Genomic DNA, 24,811 nt, shown 5'->3' on the forward strand with positions numbered 1-24,811 from the left:
GATTAGGCTTTTAGTGGAAAAATAGTTTGTTGGGCATGAATTGCTTCACAGATCATTCGAAGTGAAGCTTCCAAATTTCCGTCGGCAGTTTTGAAAGAATCAGCATCGATGGTCAAAGGCGCACCGAGTACCACCAGTGGTGCTCCGTATTGCGGGCATTTGATCGCCTGCTCCAGGGAAAGTCCTCCAACAGCCTGAACTGGGATATTCACTGCTGCTACCACTTCACGAAGTTGGTCCAATGGACTTGGCATGCGATGACCGGCAGCTGCTAGTCCCCTGCGCTCATCATATCCGATGTGGTGAATTACAAAATCGCAACCGAGGTCTTCCAAAAATTTCGCTCCTTCGATCATATCCGGGCAAATCATATTGTCGCCCATTACTTTGACACCAAAGTCTTTGCCTGCTTTGACCACACATTTGATGGTTTCTGCATGGGCTCTTGCCATCACCACGACGTGAGTTGCTCCGGCTTTTGCCATCATTTCAGCTTCCAAGTATCCTCCGTCCATGGTTTTGAGATCAGCCACAATGGGTACACCCGGGAATGCTTCTCTCAGCTTTCTTACTCCATGAAGGCCTTCTGCCAAAATTAGTGGTGTGCCGGCCTCGAGCCAGTCCACTCCGGCTCTCATTGCCAAAGCGGCGGTTTCCAGGGCCTCATCGATATTCGTCAGATCCAGGGAAATCTGTACAATAGGTTTCATATTTTCTATGGGTTTGAATTAATTAGCCGGTGCTTAATTTATGGATTATTCCGTCAGATAATACCCCGAACTATCCTGAAAGGACTATTCCACAAGAGACACTTCCAAGCTTAATTTTTTGTTGAAATGTTTTTTTTTCTGATGCCAGCTGTTTTTGCTTATCTCTCATTTTTTTGAGTAGTGGGTTTTTTCAGGAGAAATAAAAATTGAAATTCGAGCCTTCTCCCAGCTTATGTCAGTCAGCCAGTTTTTAAAAAATAAATTCAGAAAATCAAGGAAAAGAAGGTGGAATCGCCTCTATGACCAAAGTCATATCAGTCGAGTCGATATGGGCCTGCAGGTCCTAGCCAAGCAAGGGCGGACCCTTTCCGTGACCAATGAAAAAAAAGCCGAGGAATATGCGATAACTGTGTTGGGATCGGCGGATTTTGCTCCCTGGCTGAAGTTATACACTGCATTCCGGGGGGAATTTCTGGAAGGCTGGATTCCGGATAACTACCTGGGCAGGGTGGTTTGCCCGGCGATCAATGGGAATTTCCGGGATATCGGGCGCCTGAAAACCCTTTCGCGCAGGATTCTGCAGGCAGAGGCACTTCCTGATTTGGTTTATTGCATCAGAGGAAGCTGGATCACAGTAATAGGGGAGACGCTGGACTTTGCCCGGATCAAGACTTTCTTGTTTGACCAATACCCGGTCGTTTTTCTCAAAAAGGACTACTCCCTGCAGGGAAACGGGGTCGTGAAGCTTGACTCAGATAAATTCTCCGAATTTGATTTCAAATCTGCGGGAGATTTTGTGATTCAGGCTCCCATTCGGCAGCATGCTTTTTTCGAAGAAATCAGTCCGGGAAGTGTAGCCACACTCCGAATTACGACGGTAAAACTTGCCAGCAAGCCTGCTGTAAACCGGCTCACAACCTTGAGAGTAGGTAGGCTGGGAATGGAGTATATCTATACTTCAGATTGTATTCGCGTTCCGGTTTACTCAAACGATGGGAGTTTTTATCATCAGGCAATCAGTCCGGACTGGACGGTTTTGGAAGTTCATCCCGATACTCAGGTTCCATTTGAGGGAAGGACCATACCTGAATTTGCCAAGGCAGTGAGGCTTTGTGAACAGTTGCATGACAGGTTTGCCCACTTTGAACTGATTGGTTGGGATGTGTCCATCGAACAAAGCGGTGAGGTGAAAATCATGGAATGGAACACAGACGAACCCGGAATTGTATTTTCAGAGGCTGCCATTGGACCGCATTTCAGGGAGCTTGGATGGGAAAAACTTTGTAAATAGGGCAAAAAAAACCCTGAGTTAAATTCAACTCAGGGTTCAAAATGAATTTTAAATTCTCCTAAAATTACTGAAGACGTGCCTGAATCTCTTGGATCAACCCATCGTATTTTTTCAAAATTCGGGCCCAATCCTGGAATTTCTCATCGTCCTTCACTGTGACAGCATTTTGTCCGTCGAGGAATGCTTCCTGACTGATTAGTTTGACAGCATAGGCAATCTGGTCGGTATTACCTCCTGTGGAGACGATGACACGGGTCCGGATGATGCTGGACTGGAAGTTTTGAACCTGCCAGGAGGTAGTCAGGTAGCCGGTGTTGTAGTCAACAGTTTCGAGAATGTCGAAATAGCCAGTGATAATCGAGCTTAGGATTTTCCAGGATTCCTCCGGTGTGATTCCTGCTTTTACAGGAACGGTGATCCTTACGTTTGCCAAATCTGAAGAAACCGAAGAAGTATAGGCCTCATCCACTGCCATTTCCAGAAAATCCGAAGCCGGTGGTTCCTGCATGTTGGCCTGGTTGCAGTAGTTTTTCATGTACCGGATAAATCCGTCTTTGGTGATTCTTACCTCCACGCAGGCATTTTTTGGGACTTTCAAGTCATAAGATCCATTGCCGACACGCTTTCCGCCGATTTCAATTGCTGCGTCATTTGGTGCAGTTGTGATTTTCACCAATCTGTCTTCAAGAAGTGCTTTGTCTCTCACCGGAGGTTCAGGATCACCTTCTTTGTTACAGATTACTTTTTCGTAATTGACATAGCCATCCTTGGTGACAGTGATGGTAACACAATCACCCAATGGAATATTGATGTCCTGATTTCCTCTGCCCATTGAAATTCCGTTGGCTGCCACCACAGCATCCGCAGGGGAGACTTCAAGTCTTACCTGTCGATCCTTCAGGGTAAAGTGATCCTTCATGGGCGGGGTTTCCTTGTCAGCCTGATTGTAATAAACTTTAGTGGCAGTGACAAATCCCGGCTTTTTTACTTCAACTGTCAAAAAGCGATCCTTCTGGATATAGAGGTAAATGGCTTTGGTGCCGATTACCCGGCCGTCCACTAAGATTTCGGCATCAAAAGGCTCAGCGGTGACATCCACTTGTCTGGTGTCAAGAGCGATTCGCTGCTCTTTGTCCCATTTGAGGTCTTTGTTGTACTCCTTAATGACCGGCTGGTAGCCTGGTTTGGTGATTTTTACACGATTTTTGGAATCCTTTTCAAGTTTTAGCTCTACGGTGCCGGTCCCCAATTCCTGCATATCAGAATCATCATAGTCATTCAGCAAAATAAATTTTGCATCGGAATGATCCGCGGTAAGCATCAATTTTTGGGAGAAGGACGAGAAAGCAAAAAGGGTGAAAAAGATGAAAAGAGGTAATTGTTTGTATTGCATATTCTTTTGTTTGGGTAATTGAGAGGGGCAAATAATTCAATTAGAATTATTTATGCAAACCAATCGTGTCAATAAAATTCAATTATTCTTTGTTCATGACCAAGCTTTCTTCAAGAAGTTCAACCAATTCCCGTGCAAGACCTTTTCTACGTCTGATTCAGAGTATCCTCTTTTGCGGAGTAGATCAGGGATTTTTTGAAGATCAGCAATGGATTCCAGGTCAGATGGGCTTTGTTCTGTACCAAAGGCTCCATCCAAATCCGAACCGATCCCGATATGGTTGGCATTTCCGGCGATCTGGCAAATGTGATCCATGTGATCCAGAACCGTTGAAATAGTCACGTTTCGTTCTTTGGGGGTAGACTTTCCTCTTACCCATCCTGGACTTAACATCCATGCGTCAAAAGCCCCGCCGATCACCGCACCTCGGTCCACCAAAGCTTTTATCATTTCATCGGAAAACTGTCGGTTGTGATCGACTAGCGCCCTCACATTGTTATGACTTGCCCAAACTGGACCCTGATAAATTTCCAAAGCATCCCAAAAAGCCAAATCGCAAAGGTGAGTCGTATCGAGAATGATCCCCAGTTCGTCCATTTTTTTGACCAGCTCTTTACCTTGTTGACTAAGCGGAGCTGAAGAATCAGTTCCGAATGCATATCGTCCGGGACCATAATGAGCCGGGCCTAAAGCCCGAAGTCCGCTTTCATAGGCTTTTTCCAAATAATTCAGATTTACAATTGAATCTGCACCTTCGAGTGAAAGAATAAATCCTACCGGCTTTTCGCCGACATCTTTTCCGTCATTCCAAAAAGTCAAATGATTGTCCAATTCCCCCAGATTTCGGATTTGGGCCATTTCGCCTTTTTCCACCATCGCTTGATACCAAGCTAGCTGACCCTGGGTTTGAGCCCAGGCCTGCTCGGCAGAATGCCAGCCGGGCAGCGGATTGTCGGGAGCGACATAGCGACCGATTTGAGTAGCGACGACTAAGCCGATGTTGCCTTTGCGCAGCTCAGGCAGGGAAACGGTCCCATTTCCGCGGTCAGGCTTATCGGTCAGGCCTTTTTCCCGGGCATTGATCTCGGAGACAGGCCTGGTGAGGTCCCGGTTCCACTCCAGAGCATTCATACTCAGGTCCAGATGAGCATCGATTGTAAACATGGCTTAGAAACTTTGAAGGATAAAAACTGTAGGGATTTTATGGAGGTCGATTGGAAATTTCTTCCAATCAGCAATCGTTTTTGTTTGGATAAATTCATCGGCTGCCGTCAGATTTTTTGCGATGCAAAGCTTGGTCTGTGGGGCCAAAGTTGCCAACAAGTCCTCCAGCAGCTGGTTGTTTCGGAAGGGAGTCTCCATGAAAATCTGGCTGCGTTTTTCGCGCAAAGATTCGGCTTCTAGTTTTTTCAAAGCGGCGGACCTTTCTTTTTTATCAATGGGCAAATACCCGTGAAAAGCGAATGACTGGCCGGAAAATCCGGATCCCATCAGCGCCAAAAACATGGAACTAGGTCCGGAAATCGGGACAACTTGAATGTCTTTTTGATGGGCATAGGCTACGGCCAAGGCCCCTGGATCGGCGATTCCCGGACAGCCTGCCTCCGAAATCACTCCGATATCCGCACCGTTCATCAGTGGTTGCATCAGGCGATTGATCGACTCCGGAGGAGTTCCCTTATCCAGTACCTCCATGTGGATTTCTTCCAGATTGACTCCCAATTTCAGGCTGGAAATGTAGCGTCGGGCAGAGCGGGGATTCTCGACCAGGAAAATTTTGGTGTGAGCAATGACTTCCAGCACCTGGGGGGAAATGACCCAATGGGCTGTGTTTTCGGCCAAAACATTGGGAATTAAGAAGAGCTTTCCTTTGGGCATTTTGGTATTTCAGGATTGGGGGCGAAAGATAAAATTTAATGCCCAAAATCATTAACTTTTAAAGATTCATCCAATACACTATTTATGCATCTGATTAAAAAATTCAGCTTTCTTATTCTATTCGTCCTTTTTAGTTTTTCAATATCCGCCCAGCAACTCAAAGCCCTTGTGGGAGGGACATTAATCGATGGTTTTGGAGGAACACCAATTCGAAACTCGGTGATAATTATCGAAAATGAGCGAATTAAGGCCATTGGTCAAGTGGGAAGTCTGGGAATTCCAGAAGGGGCGGAGATCATTTCCACCGAAGGGATGAGTGTCTTACCTGGACTTTGGGATATGCATGTGCACCTGATGCTCAATGGACACAGTGACTACACCCATTGGGACAGCACCTACATCGATGTGTTTGAATCCGTGATCATGCCATCTTCCGCACATCAATTGCTGATGGCAGGAGTGACCAGTGCCAGGGATTTGGGCGCTCCTTTGGAAGCAAGTATCAAAGTTCGTGACCGAATCAACAAAGGTGAAATCCCCGGTCCGACGATTTATGTGTCAGGTCCTTTTATCCAAAAAGCTCCTTATCCAAATACCGAAGCATTCCGTTGGGGAGTAAATGGGGCAGCCGATGCACGGGCTAAAGTCAAAAAATTGATTGATGCCGGAGTCGATGTGATTAAACTGATCGATCAGGATCAAATGACTTTGGAAGAAGCCCAAGCTGTGGTGGATGAAGCGCACAAGTATGGGAAAATGGTTGTTGGCCATTCCCACCGCCCCGACGAAATCCGGGTTGGGATAAAGATCGGCGTGGACAATTTTGAACATACCGGATTGAGTTCAGCTCCGGAATATCCCGAGGACATCATTCTTCTGTTGAAAGAAAGGGCAGCCAAGATGAATGTAGGGCCGCTTTTCTGGACTCCAACCGTAGAAGGTCTTTACAATTATGAATCCGTGCGGGACAATCCCGAGAAACTGGACGACACCTCCTGGCATCTGGGTTTGCCGGATTCGATAGTTCGGGATATCCGGGCTTCGTTACGCTTTCCGGGCAGGATGTCTTATTTCCAATTGACTCCGGTGAGAAAGCCAACTTTGGACCGCAAATTTGCCCAACTCAAAGAAAGCGGCGTGGTGATGCTGGTGGGGACGGACAGCGGGATTCCAATGAAATTTCACAGCCAAAGTACATGGAACGAACTCGATGTCTGGGTGAATCACTTCGGAATGGATCCTCTCCTGACCATCAAAGCCGCGACTTATTGGCCCGCAGTAGCCATGAAGGTGGACAAAGACTATGGTACGATTTCCGAAGGGAAGTACGCAGATATCATCGCCGTGCGCGGAGACGTCCTACGGTATATCAACCTACTTCAGGATGTGGATCTGGTGGTGAAGCACGGGAAAAGGGTGAAATAGGTCTCCGTTTACAGTGATCAGTCGCAGTTGGCAGACAAAACAGAGAAGGGGTGAAGTCCGATTTAGATTCACTCCTTTTAACTTTTATCGCAAAAGCTTCCTTTTACTCTCAGATATAACATATTGGAAAATCAACTATCTAGGGTTTTATTGTTTCAATTTTTAATTACACCCATTGTATAGTTCATTTTTTTCATTTGATTAGGACTTCAGAAAACCGAAAGGCTTTCCTGCTGGATCTATGATCTATACACAATTGACAAAGGGTTTTAGACCATGTTCAAAACAATCATAACGGCTCTTTTATTACTTATCGCCGCTCAATCCGAAGTTTTAGCCCAAAAGACTCTCAATCTTTCCTTTGGTTTCCCGAGTATCAATTGGGACTACAGTGGCAACTTTGATGGATTGAGAACTGTAAATACTGGGGGCTGGTCCATTACCGCTTCTGGACTGAAAATCAAAGAAAATGGATTGATTTATGGAATCGATCTCGGGGTGAACCGATATGGAAACGGCTTCCAGTTTGAAAATAGCCGCCCCGGAATTGGCGAGATCCATCATTTTTCGATTATGCTTCTCATCGGCTATGACCATCGTCCGCGCGATTCTAAATTCTCTGTCCGATTGAATTTGGCTTTTGGGATTGGAATAGTACCGAGCGACAATCGTTACTACGAAAATGATAAATCATTTCAAACTAGGTACACGAGTTATGGCATACCACTCCATGACCTCACCTTTTCTGGTTCCCAAGAAGTCAAAAGTCGTATTTTTCCCTTGCTAAAGCCGAATGTTGAGCTTCACTACGCGGTCGGTGAAAGATCGACTTTGTTCGTGAAGGGGACTCTTGGGATTTCTTTGATAGAAGACGTGATCGTCAGGGATTTTCCTGAAGTTATCCTCGAGTCTGAGGAATATCAAGTCACCCATTCGACGAGCCTGAGTTACTGGGCCTTGGACCTGGGTTATTCCTTCAGATTGAAAAATTAGTTTTTACCTAAAAAGGGGATGTAAAAGTCCCCATTTTTATTTTAAAAACCTCCGAATCTCCAGTACTACCGCATGCGGCTGTTCGGCGTGAAGCCAATGGCCTGCGTTGGCGACAAATTCAAGTTGATAATTCGGAAAATGAGCCTCCAAGTCAGGCAGGTCTTTTTGCTGGATGTAGTTGGAATTTGCTCCGGCGAGGAATAGGGTTGGTCCTTCAAAAACAGTTCCTTTGGCCAAAGCTTCCCCGACATTTTCGATGTTTTTGGTGATCACCGGAAGGTTGATTTTCCAACCAAAACCATCACTGTCTCTGGTTAAACTTTTCAACAAAAACTGACGGACTCCGAGTTCGGGAATATGCTCTGCCAACTGCTCATCGGCATCTTTCCGGGATTGAATTTTCTTTAGATCCAAAGAATTCAGTCCTTCCAAGATCGTCTGATGATGGATCGGATAATAGCGCGGGGCAATGTCGGCTACGATGAGTTTCTCGACTCGATCAGGATATTTCACTGCAAAATTCATCACCGTTTTTCCACCCATCGAGTGACCCATGAGATAGACTTTTTCCAATCCCTCGGCATCAAAGAGCTCTTTCAAATCCTCCACCATCACGGCGTAATTCCACTCTTTAGCGTGTGGAGAATCACCGTGGTTTCGCTGATCGACGAGGTAAAGCGTGTAATGCTCCACCAGTTCCTTGGCGATCGAAAACCAATTGTCCAGCGAACCGAATAGGCCGTGTAGGATGACGAGTGGGGGGCCGGTGCCGGATTTTTTATAGTTAAGCTTCATAGTTTATTTTGTCAACGGTCCATAGTCCACAGACGACAGCCGAGTAGTATTAAAATCGAATTTCCAACTCTAGAAAGAATTTCGTAATGCTTGAATTTTAATGATCAAGGTTTCATAGTTGGAATATAATCGGGAGAAATCTTCCTCATTTATAAGGCTTCTTTTCTTTCCCAGATATAAACAGCTTACCACCTCTATCGCAGATCGAATCGCATATCCGAGAAACTTTTTGAATTCAGCGTTGGACTGACCAGTAGAACCTTCTGCAATATTTAATGCCACCGAATCGGCTGCTCGCTGAATCTGGGAAGCGAGTACAAACTTTTCTTCCCCGGGAAATGATTTAACCAATTTGCTGACTTCTGCAGACAGATTAATCGCCAATTCCCAAACCCTCAATTCTTCAAATTTGAAAGCCATAAGTGAATGTTTAAAAGTTGCTTTAGGGATTGCAGTTCACTAACACGGGCCGTTGACCGTCGTCAGTGGACTGTTGACCAAAAACTAAACCTCCAACTGCCTCCGATACATCTGAATCGTGTTTTCCAAGCCAAAGTAAAGCGCATCACAAACCAAGGCATGGCCAATGGAGACTTCTTCCAAATGAGGAATACTTTGTGCCAAAAATGCCAAGTTGTGCAGATCCAAATCATGCCCAGCATTCAAACCGAGGCCCAATTCCTTGGCGATTTTTGCAACTTCTACATAGGGAGCAACGGCCTTTTTGCGATTTTGGTGATAGTGGGCGGCATAAGGTTCGGTGTACAATTCTACCCGATCCGTGCCGGTGAGTTTGGCGGGTTCAAAGAATTTCGCCACGGGATCGATGAAAATGGATACCCGGGTACCGATCTCATGCAATTCTGCCACGATATCCCGAAGCATGCTTTGATGGGTAATCGTATCCCAACCCGAATTGGAAGTAATTGCATCCGGCGGATCGGGTACGAGTGTGGCTTGGGCAGGTTTGACCGCTCGGATCAATTGCATAAATCGCTGATCCGGATAGCCTTCGATGTTGAATTCAGTGGTCACGACTTTTGCCAAATTCAGCACATCCTGATAACGGATATGGCGCTCATCGGGTCGGGGATGTACGGTAATCCCCTGGGATCCAAAACGCTCACAGTCCAGAGCTACTTTGACTACATCAGGATTATTTGCTCCCCGGGCATTCCGCAGGGTGGCGATCTTGTTGATATTTACACTCAGTTTCGTCATTTCAGCTGGGAAAAAAGGGTATTTTTACCCGAAATTTTCGAGGAAACACAAACTTAGGACTAATGGCTTTAAAGCAGAAAATAGAAGGAGAAATTAAATCGGCAATGATTGCTAAAGATAAGGTGCGACTGATTGCCCTGCGTGCGATCAAATCCATGATCCTTTTGGAAGAAACCAAAGAAGGCTTCAAAGGGGAAATCACAGAAGACGAAGAAATGAAACTTTTGACCAAAGCCGCCAAACAGCGCAAGGACTCAGCAGACATCTATCAGCAACAAAATCGCGCCGATTTGCTTGAGGTAGAGCTGGCGGAATTGGCCGTGATCCAGGAGTTTTTGCCAAAAGCACTGACTGATGAAGAATTGACCGCTGCCATTCAAAATATCATCGCTGAGGTTGGTGCATCCGGGCCGAAAGATATGGGTAAGGTAATGGGTGCTACCAAAGCCCTGGCTGGGAAAGCTGATGGCAAAGCGATTGCTGATAAAGTAAAAGCCCTTTTGAACAGCTGAGTTGGAGACGATAGATATTGTCATTCTTTTTTTAATTTTCCTTGGAGCCTACGAAGGTTACAAGAAAGGTCTATTGATGAGTATTGTAGGCCTCATAGGATTTGTTTTGGCAATTATTCTTGGGGTTTATTTCATGGAGCCTGTGAGTAAATATCTGGCAGAGCATTCAGACAGTTTGACCTTTGCTTTTCCGATCATTGCTTTTTTGATTGTGTTCTGTATCACCCTGGCAATCGTTGGTATTGCCGGCTGGATTTTGAAAAAAATGATGAACCTAATCCTGCTGGGTGGACTGGACAGCATCGGCGGAGCGATTTTGGGGATTGTCAAAGCTGCATTTTTCATCAGTCTGTTTCTCTGGCTGGCCAATCTCTTTGACCTAAAAATGCCCAAGGAATGGAGTGCAAAAAGCGAATCCCTCCAATACATTGAACCCTTAGCTCCGGGGGTGATTTGGGTTCTCGAACCCCTGGTTCCAAAAATCAAGGAGATGGAAAAGACAGTCGCAGAGATTGTGGACGGATTCAAGGATGCTGCTGCTGATTGACAACTTTGATTCCTTCAGTCATATCCTCGCCGATCTGATCAGGCAAACCGGAGCGGAGTTGACCATTTTAAGAAATGATGTGAGTCCTGAGGAAATCGAAAGGATCGAATTCCAGGGACTTATTCTTTCTCCAGGGCCGGGAATTCCTTCCAATTCCGGTCACCTGATGTCGATTTTGGAAAAATACTATGATAAGGTTCCAGTACTTGGAGTCTGCCTGGGCCATCAGGCAATCGGGGAGTTTTTCGGAGCTGAGCTGGTCAAAAATGCAGTTCCAACTCATGGTAAAGTTCATGAAATCCATAAGACCCAATCGCATTTTTTCACCCAAAATCTTCCTGAAAAATTTCAGGTGACCCGGTATCATTCCCTTCAGTTAAAGAATTTACCTGATTGCCTGGAGCCAATTTTGGAAACAGACTCGGGAGAAATCATGGGAATTGCCCATCGTTCCCTGCCGATTTTGGGAATTCAATATCATCCTGAGGCTTACCTAACGGAGCACGGCTTGGAATTGATTTTGGATTGGCTGAGGAGCTGGAAGACTTCGGGTTAAAGACTTGGAAGGTGATCCAAATCTTCGATTTTCCACACTGGACGCAATTATCTCAGGTCAATCACCTCTATCCCCGGATATTTTTTGGGATCGAAAGTGAAATAATCAGCCGGCAGGCTAGGCGCAGCTTTTAGGTTTTTGAAAGAATAGGAAAACATGCCGCCCTGCCCGTCAAACATTTCCCAACCCAGCAAATCCTTGGTCGTTTTGTCTACCATTAACTTCACCTGTTTGAAAGGAGCATTGGATTTCTGTGCCGTCAGTTCGACCACATTCGCTGTTTTTCCCTGATAGGTCTTGTCGGCTAATAGCTTGTAGTTAAAGCCGGACTGGTACATTTTGTAAACGTTTGAGGGTGTGAGCTCGCCTTCCATTTGAGAGGCATCGTTGATGGTGACTTCCTTGTAGGTGGAAGTTTGGATAAAAGTCCAGACGGTTTTGCCATCGTTGTAAATTTCCTGGTCGGGAAGTTTAAGCCGGTATTTATCTCCGTTAACAGCGATTTCCCCGGATTGGCGATCTCCGGTGCCTGCCTCATCCTGATAAGTGTAATCAAAGCCTGCAGTGAAGCCTTTCATGCTTTGGTACTTTTGGCTCATGCCATCGAGTACTGCTTTGGCTTTTGGATCTTTTTGGGCAAAAGACTCAAAACCCGTTAAAACGAGTAAAAAAAGAAGAAGAATTTGGGAATGGAACTTCATGAATAAGGGCTGATGGAACTGATAAAACAGCGTTTACAAGCTATTCAATAACCGTTCCAAACTAGCTTCATCCTGAATCAACACCTCACGGGCTTTTGATCCTTCAAACGAACCCACAATCCCTGCAGCCTCCAGTTGATCGACAATTCTTCCTGCGCGATTGTAACCGAGCTTTAGCTTGCGCTGAATCAGGGAAGTACTGCCTTGCTGATGCAAAACAATCAATCGTGCTGCTTCATCGAAAAGGGGATCTCGGTCGGAAAGGTCGACACTGGAAAGTGAGCCCTCGCCGTCTTCCCCGACAAATTCAGGCAAAAGGTAAGCGTCTGAATAACCCTTCTGTTCACCGATCCAATCGCAGATCGCATCGACTTCTGGTGTATCCAAGAATGCACACTGGATTCGGGTCATCTCAGAACCTAAGGAAAGCAACATATCTCCCTGACCGATCAATTGGTCAGCGCCTCCGGCATCGAGGATCGTTCGGGAATCAATCTTGGATGTCACACGGAAGGAAAGCCGGGCAGGGAAATTGGCTTTAATAATACCGGTGATCACGTTTACAGAAGGTCTTTGGGTGGCTACGACCAGGTGAATCCCGATAGCACGTGCAAGCTGGGCCAAGCGGGCAATTGGTGCCTCGATTTCTTTTCCGGCAGTCATCATCAAATCCGCCAATTCATCTATTACAAGGACAATGTAGGGCATGAAATAGTGGCCCTTTTCCGGATTGAGTTTGCGGGCAATGAATTTCGCATTGTATTCTTTCAGATTTCGGCAGCCAGCATCTTTCAGCAGGTTGTACCGATTATCCATTTCGATACAAAGGGAATTGAGCGTATAAATGACCTTTTTGGTATCGGTGATGATCGCTTCTTCCGATCCCGGCAGCTTGGCCAGGAAATGGCGTTCAATCTTGTTGAACAGCGTCAATTCCACTTTTTTAGGATCGACAAGGACAAACTTCAACTGTGATGGATGTTTTTTGTAAATCAGGGAAGCAAGGATCATATTCAATCCAACGGATTTCCCCTGACCAGTTGCCCCGGCCATCAGAAGGTGAGGCATTTTGGCAAGATCCGCTACAAAGACCTCATTGGAGATTGTTTTTCCTAAAGCAATCGGTAGATCCTTGTCGGATTTCAGGAATTTTTCAGTTCCCAAAACAGCCCTTGCAGGAACCAGTTCACGGTTTTTGTTGGGTACTTCGATACCGATGGTGCCTTTTCCGGGAATTGGAGCGATGATCCGTATCCCCAATGCCGCCAAACTCAAAGCGATGTCGTCTTCGAGATTTTTGATTTTGGAGATCTTTACTCCCGGATCAGGCACTATTTCATAGAGGGTCACAGTAGGCCCGATCGTCGCCTGAATTCCCTGGATTCCAATCTGGAAGTTTTTCAGTGTGGTGACGATTTTGTCCTTGTTTTCCTGTAGTTCCTGCATGGTTACGGTCACCTTTTTGATGTCGTACTCATTCAGCAAATCGAGGGTAGGATATTTGTATCTAGGCAGGTCAAGGGTCGGGTCGTAGGGGTCGAGATTTTCGACTTCCTGAGCGGTTTTTTCCTCTTCGGGGGCTTTTTTGATGGAGAAATTCCCATCCTTGATGGTACTACTTTTCCCAATTGGTTCTTCCAATAAATTTACTTGGGGAACATCGAAAATATCCTCCTCTTCCTCATCGAGATCAGGCAGGTCAAATGGTAATTCCGGTTCTTCGGGCAAGGCGCTTTTCACTTCCCAAGCACTTCCATCGTCATCTATTTCCTCCTCTGGCTCTGGGAAATCTTCCTCTTCCTCTTCCTCATTCAGGAAAGGATTAGCCTTTTTGCTTCGCCCATTTATAGCGGAAGAGAGCTCAATTTCCTCCTCGGAGGATGTTTTTGGGGAAAACCAATTCAATTGCTCCAAGCCAAAGAAAAGGACAACGAAAATCAGAAAGGCTCCGAAAATCAGGATGAAAGTTCCCATGCCCAGAAAATCACTGGAAAGCTTGGCCAATTCGTATCCAAAGCCTCCAGAAAGGAAACTCCAATACGAATATCCCTCCACCAAAATCACGATGTAGCCCAGCATAAGCCCCAACCAGGCTGTAAAAAACAGCGCGAAAATGGAATAGCGGGTCAGTGGAATCAGAGAAAACTTAAAAGTCCAGCGAAAGCCAACCAGAAAAAGAAATGGCGGAATCAGAAATGCTGCGATCCCAAACCAGCGGTAAATCAGCCAATGGGAAGCCTGCGCACCAAGGTAGCCTACCCAGTTTTGGGATTCACGGGCAGAATCTCGGATGGCCTGATCCGGATTGTTCATGACCAGACTTTGGTCAGCCGGACCGTTGATTAGATAGCTGATAAAGGCAATGAACAAAAAGATGGAGGCAGAAATCAGAATGATTCCCAAGGTCAGCGGAAGTTGCTTGAATTGGACTTTACCAAAAGAAAAACCAGGCCCTTTGGGTTGCGGAGGCGCCTTTTTGGTATTTTCGGATTTCTTTCGAAAGGTATTTTTGCCGGGAGATTCTGATGCCATCTAAGCTTGAAAGTACAATTTTAATTTTAGCCAAAAGGCCAATCAAAGACAACTTACCGGGAAAAATATGCCAGAAGTCCTTTTTTGATCTTTTTAATCAAACCTGGTCCCTCATAAATCATGCCCGAGTAGACCTGAATAAGGCTAGCTCCCGCTTCCAGCTTTTCGATAGCATCTTCTGCTGAGAAAATCCCCCCAACACCAACAATAGGAAATGCTCCTTGGGATTTCTGATGCAGATATCGGATGACTTCTGTACTTCTTTTTGCCAAAATCCTGCCACTTACCCCGCCGGCACCGATGGCTTCCACCTCACTTTTAGGAGTGCTCAATTCCGAACGGTCGATGGTAGTATTGGTCGCGATCACACCAGCGATTCCGGTTTCCCTTACGATATCCACGATGTCGTCCAACTGTCCATCCGTGAGATCAGGAGCTATTTTCAATAGGATTGGCTTGGGGTTCGGTTTCTTGTCGTTTGCAGATTTTACAGCCTGCAACAATTGCTTTAGGGGTTCTTTTTCCTGCAGATCCCTAAGATTTGGGGTGTTTGGCGAACTGACATTTACTACAAAATAGTCGACATAAGGATGCAGGGCTTCCAGGCAAAACAAGTAGTCTTCTACGGCATTTTCATTTGGAGTGACCTTGTTTTTGCCGATGTTTCCACCGACAATCACGTTGGATTTGCGGTTTTTCAAACGCTCCACAGCATTCAAAACCCCACCGTTGTTGAAGCCCATTCGGTTGATCAGTGCTTCGTCCTGAGGAAGTCTGAACAATCGCGGAAGGGGATTTCCTTCCTGCGGCTTTGGGGTTAGGGTGCCGATTTCGATAAACCCAAAACCGAGCATCGCCATTTCGTCGATGAGTTTGGCGTCTTTGTCGAAACCTGCCGCCAATCCCACCGGATTTTTGAATTTCAGCCCAAAAACTTCCCTCTCCAGCCTCGGATCTTCTAGTTCAAAAGTTGACTTTACGATCGAATTTACAATCGGTAGATTGAAAGTCAGCTTGGTCAGGTCAAAGGTGAAATGATGCGCGTCTTCGGGTTTTTTGAGAAAAAAGAGCGGCTTAAGCAGGGATTTGTACACAGGTTTAGGCTGGGGTTTGATTGCCAAAGTTAGGAATTGATCCCAGAAAATGCCGATCGAATGCCAAGGTTTTCCCCTCAGTCTGAGTTCGCTTCTGTTATCATCCTGAGACCTTCCAAAGTCAAGTTGCGATCAATCTCGTCAAAGGTTTTTTCCAAAGTCGTAAGGATGGCTGCAAGGCCACCGGTTGCGATTATTGTGAATTTCAGCTTGGTTTCAGATTCAATTGCCTCAATCATTCCTTTGACCAAACCGGTGTATCCGTAGAGAATGCCAGCCTGAATGGCATGGATGGTGTTTTTGCCCAGAACTGATTCCGGAAGTTTTAGATCTACCTCCGGCAATTTTGAGGTGTTCATGAAAAGCGCCTTGATAGCGGTTTTTAGGCCGGGGACAATGTTTACCCCAAGAATTTCTCCAGTAGAATTCACTGCCGTGAAGGTCAGCGCAGTCCCAAAATCCACCACGATCACTGGTTTGAAGTGTTTTGAAAAAGCAGCCATCACATTGCACATCAGATCAGTTCCGATTTCATTTGGTCGAAGGGATTTGATAGGAAGTTTGCCGTAGCTTTTCGGAGAAATCTGATAGGGTGAAAGGCCGAAATAGCTTTGGCAGAATTGGTCAATGATCGAATTGATCTCTGGAACTACGGAGCTGAATCCGATTTTCTCGATCTGTTGCGGCAGAATTCCATGCTCTAAAAAATAGACCGGTACTTTCTTTCCCAATTGAGAAATCAACTTTGGAGTTTGGGTTTCCAGCCGGAATTGATTGGTCCATTTTCCGCTCTTTTGATCAAAAAGTGCAAATACAACATTGGAATTGCCGGCATCGATGGCTAAAAACATTCTTTCTCAGGTTTTGACTAATTTAGGCCTTCACAAAAGTAATTACCAAATCTCTATTCACTTTCCGCTTATGTATTCCCTCCGCGAAGGCAAGATTGAAGACCTACCCAGAGTCCTCGAACTAATTAAAGAACTGGCATTGTATGAAAAAGCCCCCGAGCAGGTCACCAATACCCTGGAATTGATGAAGGAAGATGGTTTTGGGCCAAACCCAGTCTATGGGATTTTTGTCTGCGAAAAAAACAGCACTGGAGAAATCATCGGAATCGCCATCTACTACTACCGCTATAGCACCTGGAAGGGCAAAAGACTTTATCTGGAAGACATCGTGGTGACGGAGTCCGAGAGAGGCAATGGGGCCGGAAAACTGCTTTTTGACCGAGTGATGGCCAAATCCCTGCAAGCCAACTGCACGGGGATGATGTGGCAAGTGCTAGATTGGAATGAGCCTGCAATCAATTTTTACAAAAAATACGGTGCAGTACTCGAAGCAGGCTGGCTCAATGCGCATCTGCAGGATTACGAGATTAAGGAGCTTTTGAAAAAATAGCCCCAAATGGGCTGGAGGTCCGAAGACGGGAGACGGAAGAAATTTTCGGTCTCCCGTCTTCGGTCTTCGGTCCCAAAATAAAGCCTACCTTTGTGATTCATTATGAGAAAGAAGCCATTTACCGTTGTCTATGAGGACAACCACCTCCTGATCGTCAATAAGGCCGCGGGCATCCTGGTACAGGGTGACAAAACTGGCGACAAAACCCTGACAGATTATTGCAAAGATTATATCGCGTCAAAATATAACAAGCCCGGGGATGTGTTTCTTCATCCTGTGCATCGACTAGACCGTCCGGTAAGCGGATTGGTGGCTTTTGCCCGCACTTCCAAAGGCCTGGAGCGCATGATGGAGCTTTTCCGCAAGCGGGACATTCATAAAGTTTATTGGGCAATTGTCAAAAGACGGCCAAAAGAAGAGCAGGGAAAATTGACACATTGGTTGACCAAGGACGAATTTAAAAATGTCGTCACGGCTCATGATCAGGAAGTCCCGGGATCTCAAAAGGCTGAGCTGAATTATAAAACCCTTGGCTATATGAATGACCACTGGTTGCTGGAAGTCCGTCCTATTTCGGGGCGTCCGCACCAGATTCGGGTGCAGCTTGCATCAATGGGTTGCCCGATCCGGGGAGATGTGAAGTATGGTTTTGCCAAACCAAACCCGGACGCAAGCATCAACTTGCATGCCTTTCACCTGATTTTTGTCCATCCGATCCGCAAGGAAAAGCTCTACATGAGAGCGGCTTTGCCAGAGTCTGAATTTTGGGAGCAATTCCTGGAATTTGAAGAAATCAGAGCGAAAGACCAGCATTTGGACAATACCTATTCAGGTTGATTGTTCCTTCTCTTCTTCTCATGATTGGGACAAAATATCGGTGCATAACCAATTTATAAACCTGATTGATTAATTTGAGGTTAAATATTGGAGTAATGAAGACGATAACTATAAAAGTGGATTCAAAGGATGTTTCCAGGTACAATCTAGAGAAAACATCCAGTATGGATTTTGGTGATTTGGTGGATAAAATCACCCAGGACTTTGCCAAACAGGCTCTTAAAAACGCTCAAACTATCGCAAAGAAGACTGGTTTATCAAATCTTTCTCCCGAGGAGATTGATTTGGAAATCAAAGCTATTAGGGATGAAAGTCATTCTTGATACTAATATTTTGGTTTCTGCGCTAATTTCCAAAGGCTACCCTTCAATCATTTTAGAAAGAGTAATTGAGAGTGAGAACATGGAAATTTGCCTGTCAAATCTGGTATTTGAGGAATATAAGGCAGTTTTGGCAAGGCCTAAATTCTCAAGGTTTCCAGCATTTTCCGAAAATGTGACAATGGTTTTACATTTTTTGAAAAATCATGCCCTTAATTTCGAACCAATAGAAAAGGTAGAACTGCTTCAGGACAAAAGCGACAATAAATTCCTTGAACTTTGTTTAGAATCCAAAGCCGATTACTTGATTACTGGAAACTCCCAAGATTTTAAATTCCCTTCATTCCGAAACACCAAAATTCTTCCCCCAAAAGAATTTGTGGAATTAATTCTCAAGTCAAAATATTAACTCATGAAAAAATTGACTTTGTTGGTTGCCATTGCAGCCCTATTTTTCTCTTGCACCTCCCAAAACCAACCCAAAACCATCTACATCGTTCGCCATGCCGAAAAGCAATTGGAAGGTAATGATCCTGAATTGGCCTATGTAGGAGGAGTCAGAGCTCAAAAGCTTGCTCAGATCCTGCAGGATCAGGAGATCAAGCATGTTTTTTCGACAGATTACAAGCGAACCAAACTTACCGCAGAGCCCACCGCATCTGGTGCTGGCCTTGAAATCCAAACCTACGATCCCAAAAATAACGATGCTTTGGTAGAGCAACTCAGAAAGTTGGAGGGGAATGTGTTGGTTGTGGGACACAGCAATACGGTCAGTCAATTGGCAAATTATTTCGTCGGAGAAAGTCCAAAATTCGATGATTTGACCGATTTGGAATACGACTATATCTATATCGTCACACTCGAGCCCAATTCATCCTCGGTCAGCCGAAAAGTTTATAAGGATTTTTAGGACGGATATTCTTTTGATGGTCCAATTCCTCTATCTTGAAAAATCAAGCAGGGGGAAAAATGGACCGAAACGAAAATTTAAAGCAACTCCAAAATTCGGATAAAATCTGGGACATCGCCGTGATCGGGGGAGGTTCCTCAGGGCTTGGGGTTGCACTCGATGCTGTTTCCAGAGGACTTTCTGTAGCACTTTTCGAAAAGGCGGATTTTGCCAAAGGCACCTCCAGCCGCAGCACCAAGTTGCTCCATGGAGGAGTACGCTACCTAGCCCAAGGCGACGTTCTTTTGGTGCTTGAGGCTCTCAGAGAGCGTGGTCGATTGCTCAAAAATGCGCCTCATCTTACCAGAAACCAGGCTTTTATCATCCCGGTGTACACGCTTTGGGATCGGATTCAATTCAGCGCCGGCCTCAAGATGTATGACTATATGGCTGCCAATTTGAGTCTTGGTTCTTCTCGATACATTTCCAGGGAAGAAACCCTCCGCCGGATGCCCGGCATCAATTCCAATGGGCTTTTCGGAGGTATTGTTTATCATGACGGGCAGTTTGACGATGCCAGACTGGCGCTGTCTATTGCCCAGACTGCTGACCACGCAGGAGCCTGCATTCTCAACTACACCAAGGTAACCGCACTTTCGAAAGGTCCCTCTGGGAAAATTGACGGGCTTGTCGTACAGGATCTTTTATCTAAAAAAAAGTACGAGATAAATGCAAGGATGGTGGTGAATGCTACAGGGGTTTTCGCCGACAAAATCCTCCAGATGGACAATCCGGAAGCTCCAAAGACCATTCAACCCAGCCAGGGGATTCATCTGGTTTTGGATCGTGAATTTTTGGGTGGAGATGATGCACTCATGATCCCAAAGACACGGGATGGCCGGGTGCTTTTCGCAGTCCCTTGGCATGGCAAACTCGTGGTCGGAACCACCGATACCCTTCGCGAAAAAGCCAAACTCGAGCCAGAAGCCCTACAAAAGGAAATTGATTTTGTCTTGGAAACAGCAGCCGGATACCTAACCCGAAAGCCAACCCGAGCGGATGTTAAGGCAGTATTTGCAGGACTTAGACCATTGGCCAGACCCAAGGAAGGCAGCACAAAAACCAAAGAAATTTCCCGTTCGCACAAAGTGATTGTCTCGGAAAGCGGCCTGGTTTCGCTCACCGGAGGTAAGTGGACAACTTTCCGAAAGATGGGGGAGGATACCGTAGATTATTTTCCAAAAATCACAGGGATTTCACTGGCCCCATCCAGATCAAAGGATGTTTTGTTGCATGGATTTACCAAAGCGATACCAGATGGACATTGGGGAGTGTACGGTTCGGACGCAGCCTTGATTCAGGATTTGGTAAAAGCGGACCCAAAACTTTCCGAAAAAATCCATCCTGACTTTCCGAATATTCTGGCCGAAGTTGTTTGGGCAGTCAGACATGAAATGGCCCTCAAAATTGAAGATGTCCTTTCCCGAAGAATCCGGATGTTGATCCTGGATGCACAGGCAGCATTGGATTCAGCGGAAAAAGTAGCAAAAATCATGGCTTCGGAACTTGGAAAAGACTCCGCTTGGATCGAAATGGAGCTGGCTGATTTTAAAATCACCGGAGAAAAGTATTTGATTAAGTAATTGAAATTGGAAATACATTTTGTGACCCATCCTGGTCAAAAGATTAACAATTAAAGATTCAACCCAAAACAATGACCCAAAACAAACCCTACCTCATGGCCTTGGACCAAGGGACAACCAGTTCGAGAGCCATCATTTTTGATAAACAAGGCCAGATAGTTTCTGTCGCCCAAAAGGAATTCAAGCAATTTTTTCCCAAACAAGGTTGGGTCGAGCACGATGCCAACGAAATCTGGACCAGCCAGTCTTCGGTGATGATCGAGGCCTTGGTCAACAAGGATATCCGAGCAGATGAGATCGCAGCGATCGGCATCACCAATCAGCGCGAAACTACCATAGTTTGGGAAAAGAAAACGGGAAAGCCCATCCATAAAGCCATTGTGTGGCAGGACAGACGGACGGCGGCTTTTTGCAATGAACTGAAAGAAAAAGGACTCGCTGAAAAAATTGCAGCCAAAACGGGCCTGATCATCGATGCCTATTTTTCAGCAACCAAAGTAAGGTGGATTCTAGAAAACGTGAAAGGAGCCAGAGAAAGGGCGGAAGCCGGAGAGCTTGCTTTTGGCACCGTGGACTCGTGGCTGATCTGGAAGTTGAGCTCCGGAAAAGCCCACTTGACCGACATCACCAATGCCAGTCGAACCATGCTTTTCAATATTCATACTCAGGAATGGGATAAAGAACTGCTGGATCTTTTTGAAATTCCCAAGGCCATGCTTCCCGAAGTAAAGTCTTGCAGTGAAGTTTTTTGTGAAACGATTGGTGATGTTTTGAGCGCCAAAATCCCCATAGCAGGGGTAGCAGGAGATCAGCAGGCGGCACTTTTCGGCCAGCTTTGTACCGAACCGGGCATGGCAAAGACGACCTATGGCACGGGCTGTTTTCTGGTTATGAATACCGGAAAAGAAGCCGTACGCTCCCAAAATCAACTTTTGACCACCGTCGCCTGGAAGATCGGAGATGAAATAAATTATGCCTTGGAAGGCTCTGTTTTCATTGGCGGGGCGGCAGTGCAGTGGCTTCGTGACGGACTTGAGCTTTTCAAAAAAGCATCAGAAACCGAAAAGCTAGCAATGAGCTTGGAGGACAACGACGGAGTTTACTTTGTTCCGGCCCTTTCCGGATTGGGAGCGCCGCATTGGGATCAGGAGGCAAGAGGTGCATTTTTTGGAATCACACGAGGGACAACCATCGCTCACATGACAAGGGCGGCGCTTGAAGCCATTGCTTACCAAGTGTATGATGTACTCAAAGCGATGGAGAAGGACAGTGGAAAGCCGACTCAGGAACTCCGGGTGGACGGAGGCGCCACGGCAAACAATTTTCTGATGCAATTCCAGGCAGACTTGTTAGGTTGCGAAATCAAACGGCCAAAAATCATTGAAACCACTGCTATTGGAGCTGCTTTTCTGGCTGGGCTGGCTGTTGGTTTTTGGAAAAATCAGGAAGAACTTCAGTCGCTTTGGCAAGCCGACAAAAGTTTCAAACCGGAAATGCCTGCAGAAAAGCAGGAAAAATTGATACATTTTTGGCACAAAGCAGTAGAACGCTCCAAACACTGGGTAGAATAATATGAATCCGTATATCGCAGAATTTATCGGGACCGGGGTCCTACTTTTATTGGGATCCGGCGTAGTGGCTAATGTCGTTTTGCCGCAAACAAAAGGAAATGGAGGTGGGCTGATCGCCATCACCACCGCTTGGGCTTTGGCGGTATTTTGCGGCGTTGTGGTCGCTGGTCCTTACAGCGGCGCCCACCTCAATCCCGCGGTGACGGTCGGATTGGGAATTGCCGGAAAATTTGACTGGGCTTTGGCCCCGGGATATATTTTGGCTCAGATTGGTGGAGCGATGTTGGGTTCATTTTTGGCTTGGCTGATGTATCGTGATCATTTTGACCTCGCGGATGATCCTGGATTGAAGCGGGCTCCATTTTGCACAGATCCCGCAATTCGAAATTTCAACACCAGTTTGACTTCAGAAATCCTTGGGACATTTGTTTTGATTTTTGTAATCCTGTATATCTCAGGAGCAAAATTGGAAAGTACTGAAGCAACACCGATCGGTTTGGGGTCTGTGGGCGGGATACCCGTAGCCTTTTTGGTTTGGGTGATTGGCTTAGCTTTGGGAGGCACGTCTGGCTATGCGATCAATCCTGCCCGTGATCTGGGACCAAGAATTATGCATCAGATTCTACCGATCAAAGGAAAAGGAAGTTCGGATTGGGGATATGCCTGGGTACCGATCGTAGGCCCGATCATCGGGTGTGCATTAGCAGCAGGTTTGTATCTGGTGGTGGGGAGTTAGTGTCTAAATATCTTTAAATTAGGGGTATGGAATTGGAGAAAAGAAAAGTGAATCTTATCAAATGGATCGTTCAAATTGAAAACGAGCAATTGCTCGGGAGTTTGGAAGAGTTGAAAAAGCAATTGGACGGTGAGGTGCTTCCTCTTGAAATATCTGAATTATTGGAAATTTCCAATCAAACAGCAGATGATCATCTAATTCGGCATACCAAAACAAGAGACATTTTTGGTAAAAAATGAGTCATATTGAAATTTTTGGACTCCGATTGCGATACAGACTTTACAGGAAACGGTCAATTTTTTGAGAAACAGTTGGAACGATGGGATTGTCGACAAATTCTATGATTTGGTTGATCAGAAGATCGATAGAGTCCAAGATAATCCAAACATTGGCTTTAAAGTAAAGAATTCCCAAATCAGAAGGATTTTGGTTCACCCGAATATTTCTCTGTTTTATGTTTCCAAATCAACTCAAATAAAAATATTGCTGATTTGGGACAATCGTCAAGACCCTAAAGATTTAAACGAAAAGCTGAAAAATCAGGAATAATGTATTTTTAGCGATCTTAATTCCCAGGAATACGTGTTTTTGGGAATTATAATCACCAAATATACAAATCAGAAGAAAGCCCGGACTTCTAATCCGGGCTTTCTTACTTCTTGGCTCTTGCCTCTTAGGAAAACATCTCCTCAATCAACTGAGTATAGAACTCCCGTACTTCCATTCCTGTGGCCCGTACTTGTTGGGAAATCAGACTGGTTTCAGTCTGTCCCGGCACAGTGTTGATCTCGATAAAAAAGAATTTGCCAGTCTCATGTTGAAGGAAGTAATCGATCCGCACGGCACCTTTGCAGTTTAGTTTTTCATAGACTTTGGTCACGATCCGACCTACTCGCTCCACTTCCTCTTCGATCATCCTTCCTGGAGTAATTTCCTCACAGACTCCGGGGACATATTTGGCTTCATAGTCAAAAAATTCCTTGCTGCTCACGATTTCCGTAGCGGGTAAAACCGTGATTTTACCTTTACCCTTGAAAATTCCAACAGAAAATTCCCGGCCAGACACAAACTCCTCCACGAGGACTTGGGTGTCCTCGGCAAATGCTTTTTCCAAAGCCTCAGGCAATTCTTCCCAAGTTTTCACCTTACTCATGCCAATAGAGCTACCGCCGTTATTGGGTTTGATAAAAAGCGGCAATGTCAAGTCTGCCTGGATTTTTGAGACATTTTCGGCCACATTTTCGAAAAGCTGTATCGATCTCGCCACGTTTAGTTCCGGAATATCCTGCGCAATTGCCTTAGTGTAGCCCTTGTTCATGGTGATTGCCGAGGTCAATTGGTCGCAGGTGGTATAGGGGATGCCAAGCATATCAAAGTATCCGGCCAGTTTGCCGTCTTCTCCCGGAGAGCCGTGGAGGATGTTGAATACGCCGTCAAAAGTGATTTTCTCATCACCCAGACTGATGCTGAAATCATTCAGATTCACCGGGATTTTTTCCCCGCCAGAATTGAGATAATGCCAGTCTCCCGGATAAATGAAGATTTTATACACCTCATATTTTTCCCGGTCGATGGTCTTTTCGACCACGGCAGCACTTTTCAGTGAGATGACAGATTCTCCGGTAAAACCACCGGTGACTAGGGCAATTGTTTTCTTCATGGCTCGAAAAATTTCTATTGCGAAATAGGGCAATTTCTCTTTACCCACCAAGGTTTTCACCAAAACCCTCCGCTTGTTTAAAACCCTTGGTGGCATTTCCGGAGGT

28 protein-coding genes are annotated in these 24,811 nt (G+C 45.6%); 16 read left to right on the forward strand and 12 right to left on the reverse strand.

The window, feature by feature from the left end:
- Positions 1 to 2: 2 nt before the first annotated feature.
- A complete protein-coding gene (locus tag B0E43_RS20335; RefSeq protein ID WP_077353225.1) occupies positions 3 to 710 on the reverse strand; it encodes an orotidine 5'-phosphate decarboxylase / HUMPS family protein in 708 nt (235 codons plus the stop codon).
- 328 nt (positions 711 to 1,038) lie between these two features.
- Between B0E43_RS20335 and B0E43_RS20340 the strand changes: the two genes are divergently transcribed.
- The gene (locus B0E43_RS20340; protein WP_168171994.1) at positions 1,039 to 2,001 is read left to right on the forward strand and encodes a sugar-transfer associated ATP-grasp domain-containing protein; all 963 of its coding nucleotides are present in this window, start codon (positions 1,039 to 1,041) and stop codon (positions 1,999 to 2,001) included.
- Positions 2,002 to 2,065: 64 nt separating this feature from the next.
- Here B0E43_RS20340 and B0E43_RS20345 read toward each other — a convergent pair whose 3' ends face one another.
- The 3 genes from B0E43_RS20345 to B0E43_RS20355 form a co-directional block, all read right to left on the reverse strand.
- Entirely contained in the window at positions 2,066 to 3,394 is a 1,329-nt protein-coding gene (locus tag B0E43_RS20345; RefSeq protein WP_077353227.1) for a hypothetical protein, read from the reverse strand.
- Between the two features lie 93 nt (positions 3,395 to 3,487).
- A complete protein-coding gene (locus B0E43_RS20350) occupies positions 3,488 to 4,558 on the reverse strand; it encodes a dipeptidase (protein ID WP_077353228.1) in 1,071 nt (356 codons plus the stop codon).
- A gap of 3 nt (positions 4,559 to 4,561) precedes the next feature.
- The gene (locus B0E43_RS20355; RefSeq protein ID WP_077353229.1) at positions 4,562 to 5,272 is read right to left on the reverse strand and encodes an SAM-dependent methyltransferase; all 711 of its coding nucleotides are present in this window, start codon (positions 5,270 to 5,272) and stop codon (positions 4,562 to 4,564) included.
- 84 nt (positions 5,273 to 5,356) lie between these two features.
- On the opposite strand from B0E43_RS20355, the gene B0E43_RS20360 reads away from it, so the two are divergent.
- Entirely contained in the window at positions 5,357 to 6,697 is a 1,341-nt protein-coding gene (locus B0E43_RS20360) for an amidohydrolase family protein (RefSeq protein WP_077353230.1), read from the forward strand.
- 276 nt (positions 6,698 to 6,973) lie between these two features.
- A complete protein-coding gene (locus B0E43_RS20365) occupies positions 6,974 to 7,690 on the forward strand; it encodes a hypothetical protein (protein WP_077353231.1) in 717 nt (238 codons plus the stop codon).
- Positions 7,691 to 7,726: 36 nt separating this feature from the next.
- On the opposite strand, the gene B0E43_RS20370 is transcribed toward B0E43_RS20365, so the two are convergent.
- The 3 genes from B0E43_RS20370 to B0E43_RS20380 form a co-directional block, all read right to left on the reverse strand.
- Complete coding sequence (locus B0E43_RS20370; protein ID WP_077353232.1) at positions 7,727 to 8,485, reverse strand: alpha/beta fold hydrolase; 759 nt, start codon at positions 8,483 to 8,485, stop codon at positions 7,727 to 7,729.
- 69 nt (positions 8,486 to 8,554) lie between these two features.
- Positions 8,555 to 8,905 carry a four helix bundle protein gene (locus tag B0E43_RS20375; protein WP_077353233.1) on the reverse strand — a complete coding sequence of 117 codons (351 nt, stop codon included), beginning with the start codon at positions 8,903 to 8,905 and terminating at the stop codon, positions 8,555 to 8,557.
- 84 nt (positions 8,906 to 8,989) lie between these two features.
- Positions 8,990 to 9,706 carry a pyridoxine 5'-phosphate synthase gene (locus B0E43_RS20380; RefSeq protein WP_077353234.1) on the reverse strand — a complete coding sequence of 239 codons (717 nt, stop codon included), beginning with the start codon at positions 9,704 to 9,706 and terminating at the stop codon, positions 8,990 to 8,992.
- Positions 9,707 to 9,768: 62 nt separating this feature from the next.
- Here B0E43_RS20380 and B0E43_RS20385 point away from each other — a divergent pair, with 62 nt between their 5' ends.
- Genes B0E43_RS20385 through B0E43_RS20395 form a run of 3 tightly spaced genes read left to right on the forward strand, consistent with a single transcriptional unit; the run spans position 9,769 to position 11,321 of the window.
- The gene (locus tag B0E43_RS20385) at positions 9,769 to 10,218 is read left to right on the forward strand and encodes a GatB/YqeY domain-containing protein (protein WP_077353235.1); all 450 of its coding nucleotides are present in this window, start codon (positions 9,769 to 9,771) and stop codon (positions 10,216 to 10,218) included.
- Between the two features lies 1 nt (position 10,219).
- The gene (locus B0E43_RS20390) at positions 10,220 to 10,765 is read left to right on the forward strand and encodes a CvpA family protein (RefSeq protein WP_077353503.1); all 546 of its coding nucleotides are present in this window, start codon (positions 10,220 to 10,222) and stop codon (positions 10,763 to 10,765) included.
- Positions 10,749 to 11,321, forward strand: coding sequence for an aminodeoxychorismate/anthranilate synthase component II (locus tag B0E43_RS20395; protein WP_077353236.1), 573 nt, complete (start codon positions 10,749 to 10,751; stop codon positions 11,319 to 11,321). The genes B0E43_RS20390 and B0E43_RS20395 overlap by 17 nt, the downstream gene beginning before the upstream one ends.
- A gap of 47 nt (positions 11,322 to 11,368) precedes the next feature.
- On the opposite strand, the gene B0E43_RS20400 is transcribed toward B0E43_RS20395, so the two are convergent.
- The 4 genes from B0E43_RS20400 to B0E43_RS20415 form a co-directional block, all read right to left on the reverse strand.
- Positions 11,369 to 12,022: an outer membrane lipoprotein carrier protein LolA gene (locus B0E43_RS20400; protein WP_077353237.1), complete on the reverse strand. Its 654-nt coding sequence runs from the start codon at positions 12,020 to 12,022 to the stop codon at positions 11,369 to 11,371.
- A 33-nt stretch (positions 12,023 to 12,055) separates the two neighbouring features.
- Entirely contained in the window at positions 12,056 to 14,554 is a 2,499-nt protein-coding gene (locus tag B0E43_RS20405) for a DNA translocase FtsK (protein WP_077353238.1), read from the reverse strand.
- A 53-nt stretch (positions 14,555 to 14,607) separates the two neighbouring features.
- Complete coding sequence (locus B0E43_RS20410; protein ID WP_077353504.1) at positions 14,608 to 15,648, reverse strand: quinone-dependent dihydroorotate dehydrogenase; 1,041 nt, start codon at positions 15,646 to 15,648, stop codon at positions 14,608 to 14,610.
- A 77-nt stretch (positions 15,649 to 15,725) separates the two neighbouring features.
- On the reverse strand, positions 15,726 to 16,499 hold the full coding sequence (locus B0E43_RS20415) for a type III pantothenate kinase (protein ID WP_077353239.1): 774 nt from the start codon (positions 16,497 to 16,499) through the stop codon (positions 15,726 to 15,728).
- Between the two features lie 70 nt (positions 16,500 to 16,569).
- Here B0E43_RS20415 and B0E43_RS20420 point away from each other — a divergent pair, with 70 nt between their 5' ends.
- The 10 genes from B0E43_RS20420 to B0E43_RS31430 all read left to right on the forward strand — a co-directional run bounded on the left by B0E43_RS20420 (position 16,570) and on the right by B0E43_RS31430 (position 23,594).
- Entirely contained in the window at positions 16,570 to 17,049 is a 480-nt protein-coding gene (locus B0E43_RS20420) for a GNAT family N-acetyltransferase (RefSeq protein ID WP_077353240.1), read from the forward strand.
- A gap of 102 nt (positions 17,050 to 17,151) precedes the next feature.
- Entirely contained in the window at positions 17,152 to 17,886 is a 735-nt protein-coding gene (locus B0E43_RS20425) for an RluA family pseudouridine synthase (RefSeq protein WP_077353241.1), read from the forward strand.
- 95 nt (positions 17,887 to 17,981) lie between these two features.
- Entirely contained in the window at positions 17,982 to 18,209 is a 228-nt protein-coding gene (locus tag B0E43_RS20430; RefSeq protein WP_077353242.1) for a hypothetical protein, read from the forward strand.
- Positions 18,193 to 18,615 carry a putative toxin-antitoxin system toxin component, PIN family gene (locus B0E43_RS31425; protein WP_077353243.1) on the forward strand — a complete coding sequence of 141 codons (423 nt, stop codon included), beginning with the start codon at positions 18,193 to 18,195 and terminating at the stop codon, positions 18,613 to 18,615. Before B0E43_RS20430 ends, B0E43_RS31425 begins: the two co-directional genes overlap by 17 nt.
- A 3-nt stretch (positions 18,616 to 18,618) precedes the next feature.
- Positions 18,619 to 19,116, forward strand: coding sequence for a histidine phosphatase family protein (locus tag B0E43_RS20440; protein WP_077353244.1), 498 nt, complete (start codon positions 18,619 to 18,621; stop codon positions 19,114 to 19,116).
- 59 nt (positions 19,117 to 19,175) lie between these two features.
- Positions 19,176 to 20,738, forward strand: a complete 1,563-nt coding sequence (locus B0E43_RS20445) for a glycerol-3-phosphate dehydrogenase/oxidase (protein WP_077353505.1) — start codon at positions 19,176 to 19,178, stop codon at positions 20,736 to 20,738.
- Positions 20,739 to 20,809: 71 nt separating this feature from the next.
- Complete coding sequence (glpK, locus tag B0E43_RS20450) at positions 20,810 to 22,309, forward strand: glycerol kinase GlpK (RefSeq protein WP_077353245.1); 1,500 nt, start codon at positions 20,810 to 20,812, stop codon at positions 22,307 to 22,309.
- A 1-nt stretch (position 22,310) separates the two neighbouring features.
- Positions 22,311 to 23,045: an MIP/aquaporin family protein gene (locus tag B0E43_RS20455; protein WP_077353246.1), complete on the forward strand. Its 735-nt coding sequence runs from the start codon at positions 22,311 to 22,313 to the stop codon at positions 23,043 to 23,045.
- A 26-nt stretch (positions 23,046 to 23,071) separates the two neighbouring features.
- A complete protein-coding gene (locus B0E43_RS20460; RefSeq protein ID WP_077353247.1) occupies positions 23,072 to 23,284 on the forward strand; it encodes a hypothetical protein in 213 nt (70 codons plus the stop codon).
- Positions 23,285 to 23,309: 25 nt separating this feature from the next.
- Positions 23,310 to 23,594: a type II toxin-antitoxin system RelE/ParE family toxin gene (locus B0E43_RS31430; protein ID WP_077353248.1), complete on the forward strand. Its 285-nt coding sequence runs from the start codon at positions 23,310 to 23,312 to the stop codon at positions 23,592 to 23,594.
- A gap of 124 nt (positions 23,595 to 23,718) precedes the next feature.
- Here the strand turns inward: B0E43_RS31430 and B0E43_RS20470 are convergent, their stop codons facing one another.
- A complete protein-coding gene (locus B0E43_RS20470; RefSeq protein ID WP_077353506.1) occupies positions 23,719 to 24,705 on the reverse strand; it encodes a D-alanine--D-alanine ligase in 987 nt (328 codons plus the stop codon).
- Between the last annotated feature and the right edge of the window lie 106 nt (positions 24,706 to 24,811).

Origin of the sequence: Algoriphagus sp. A40, assembly GCF_002002735.1 — a bacterium.
GTDB lineage: Bacteria > Bacteroidota > Bacteroidia > Cytophagales > Cyclobacteriaceae > Algoriphagus.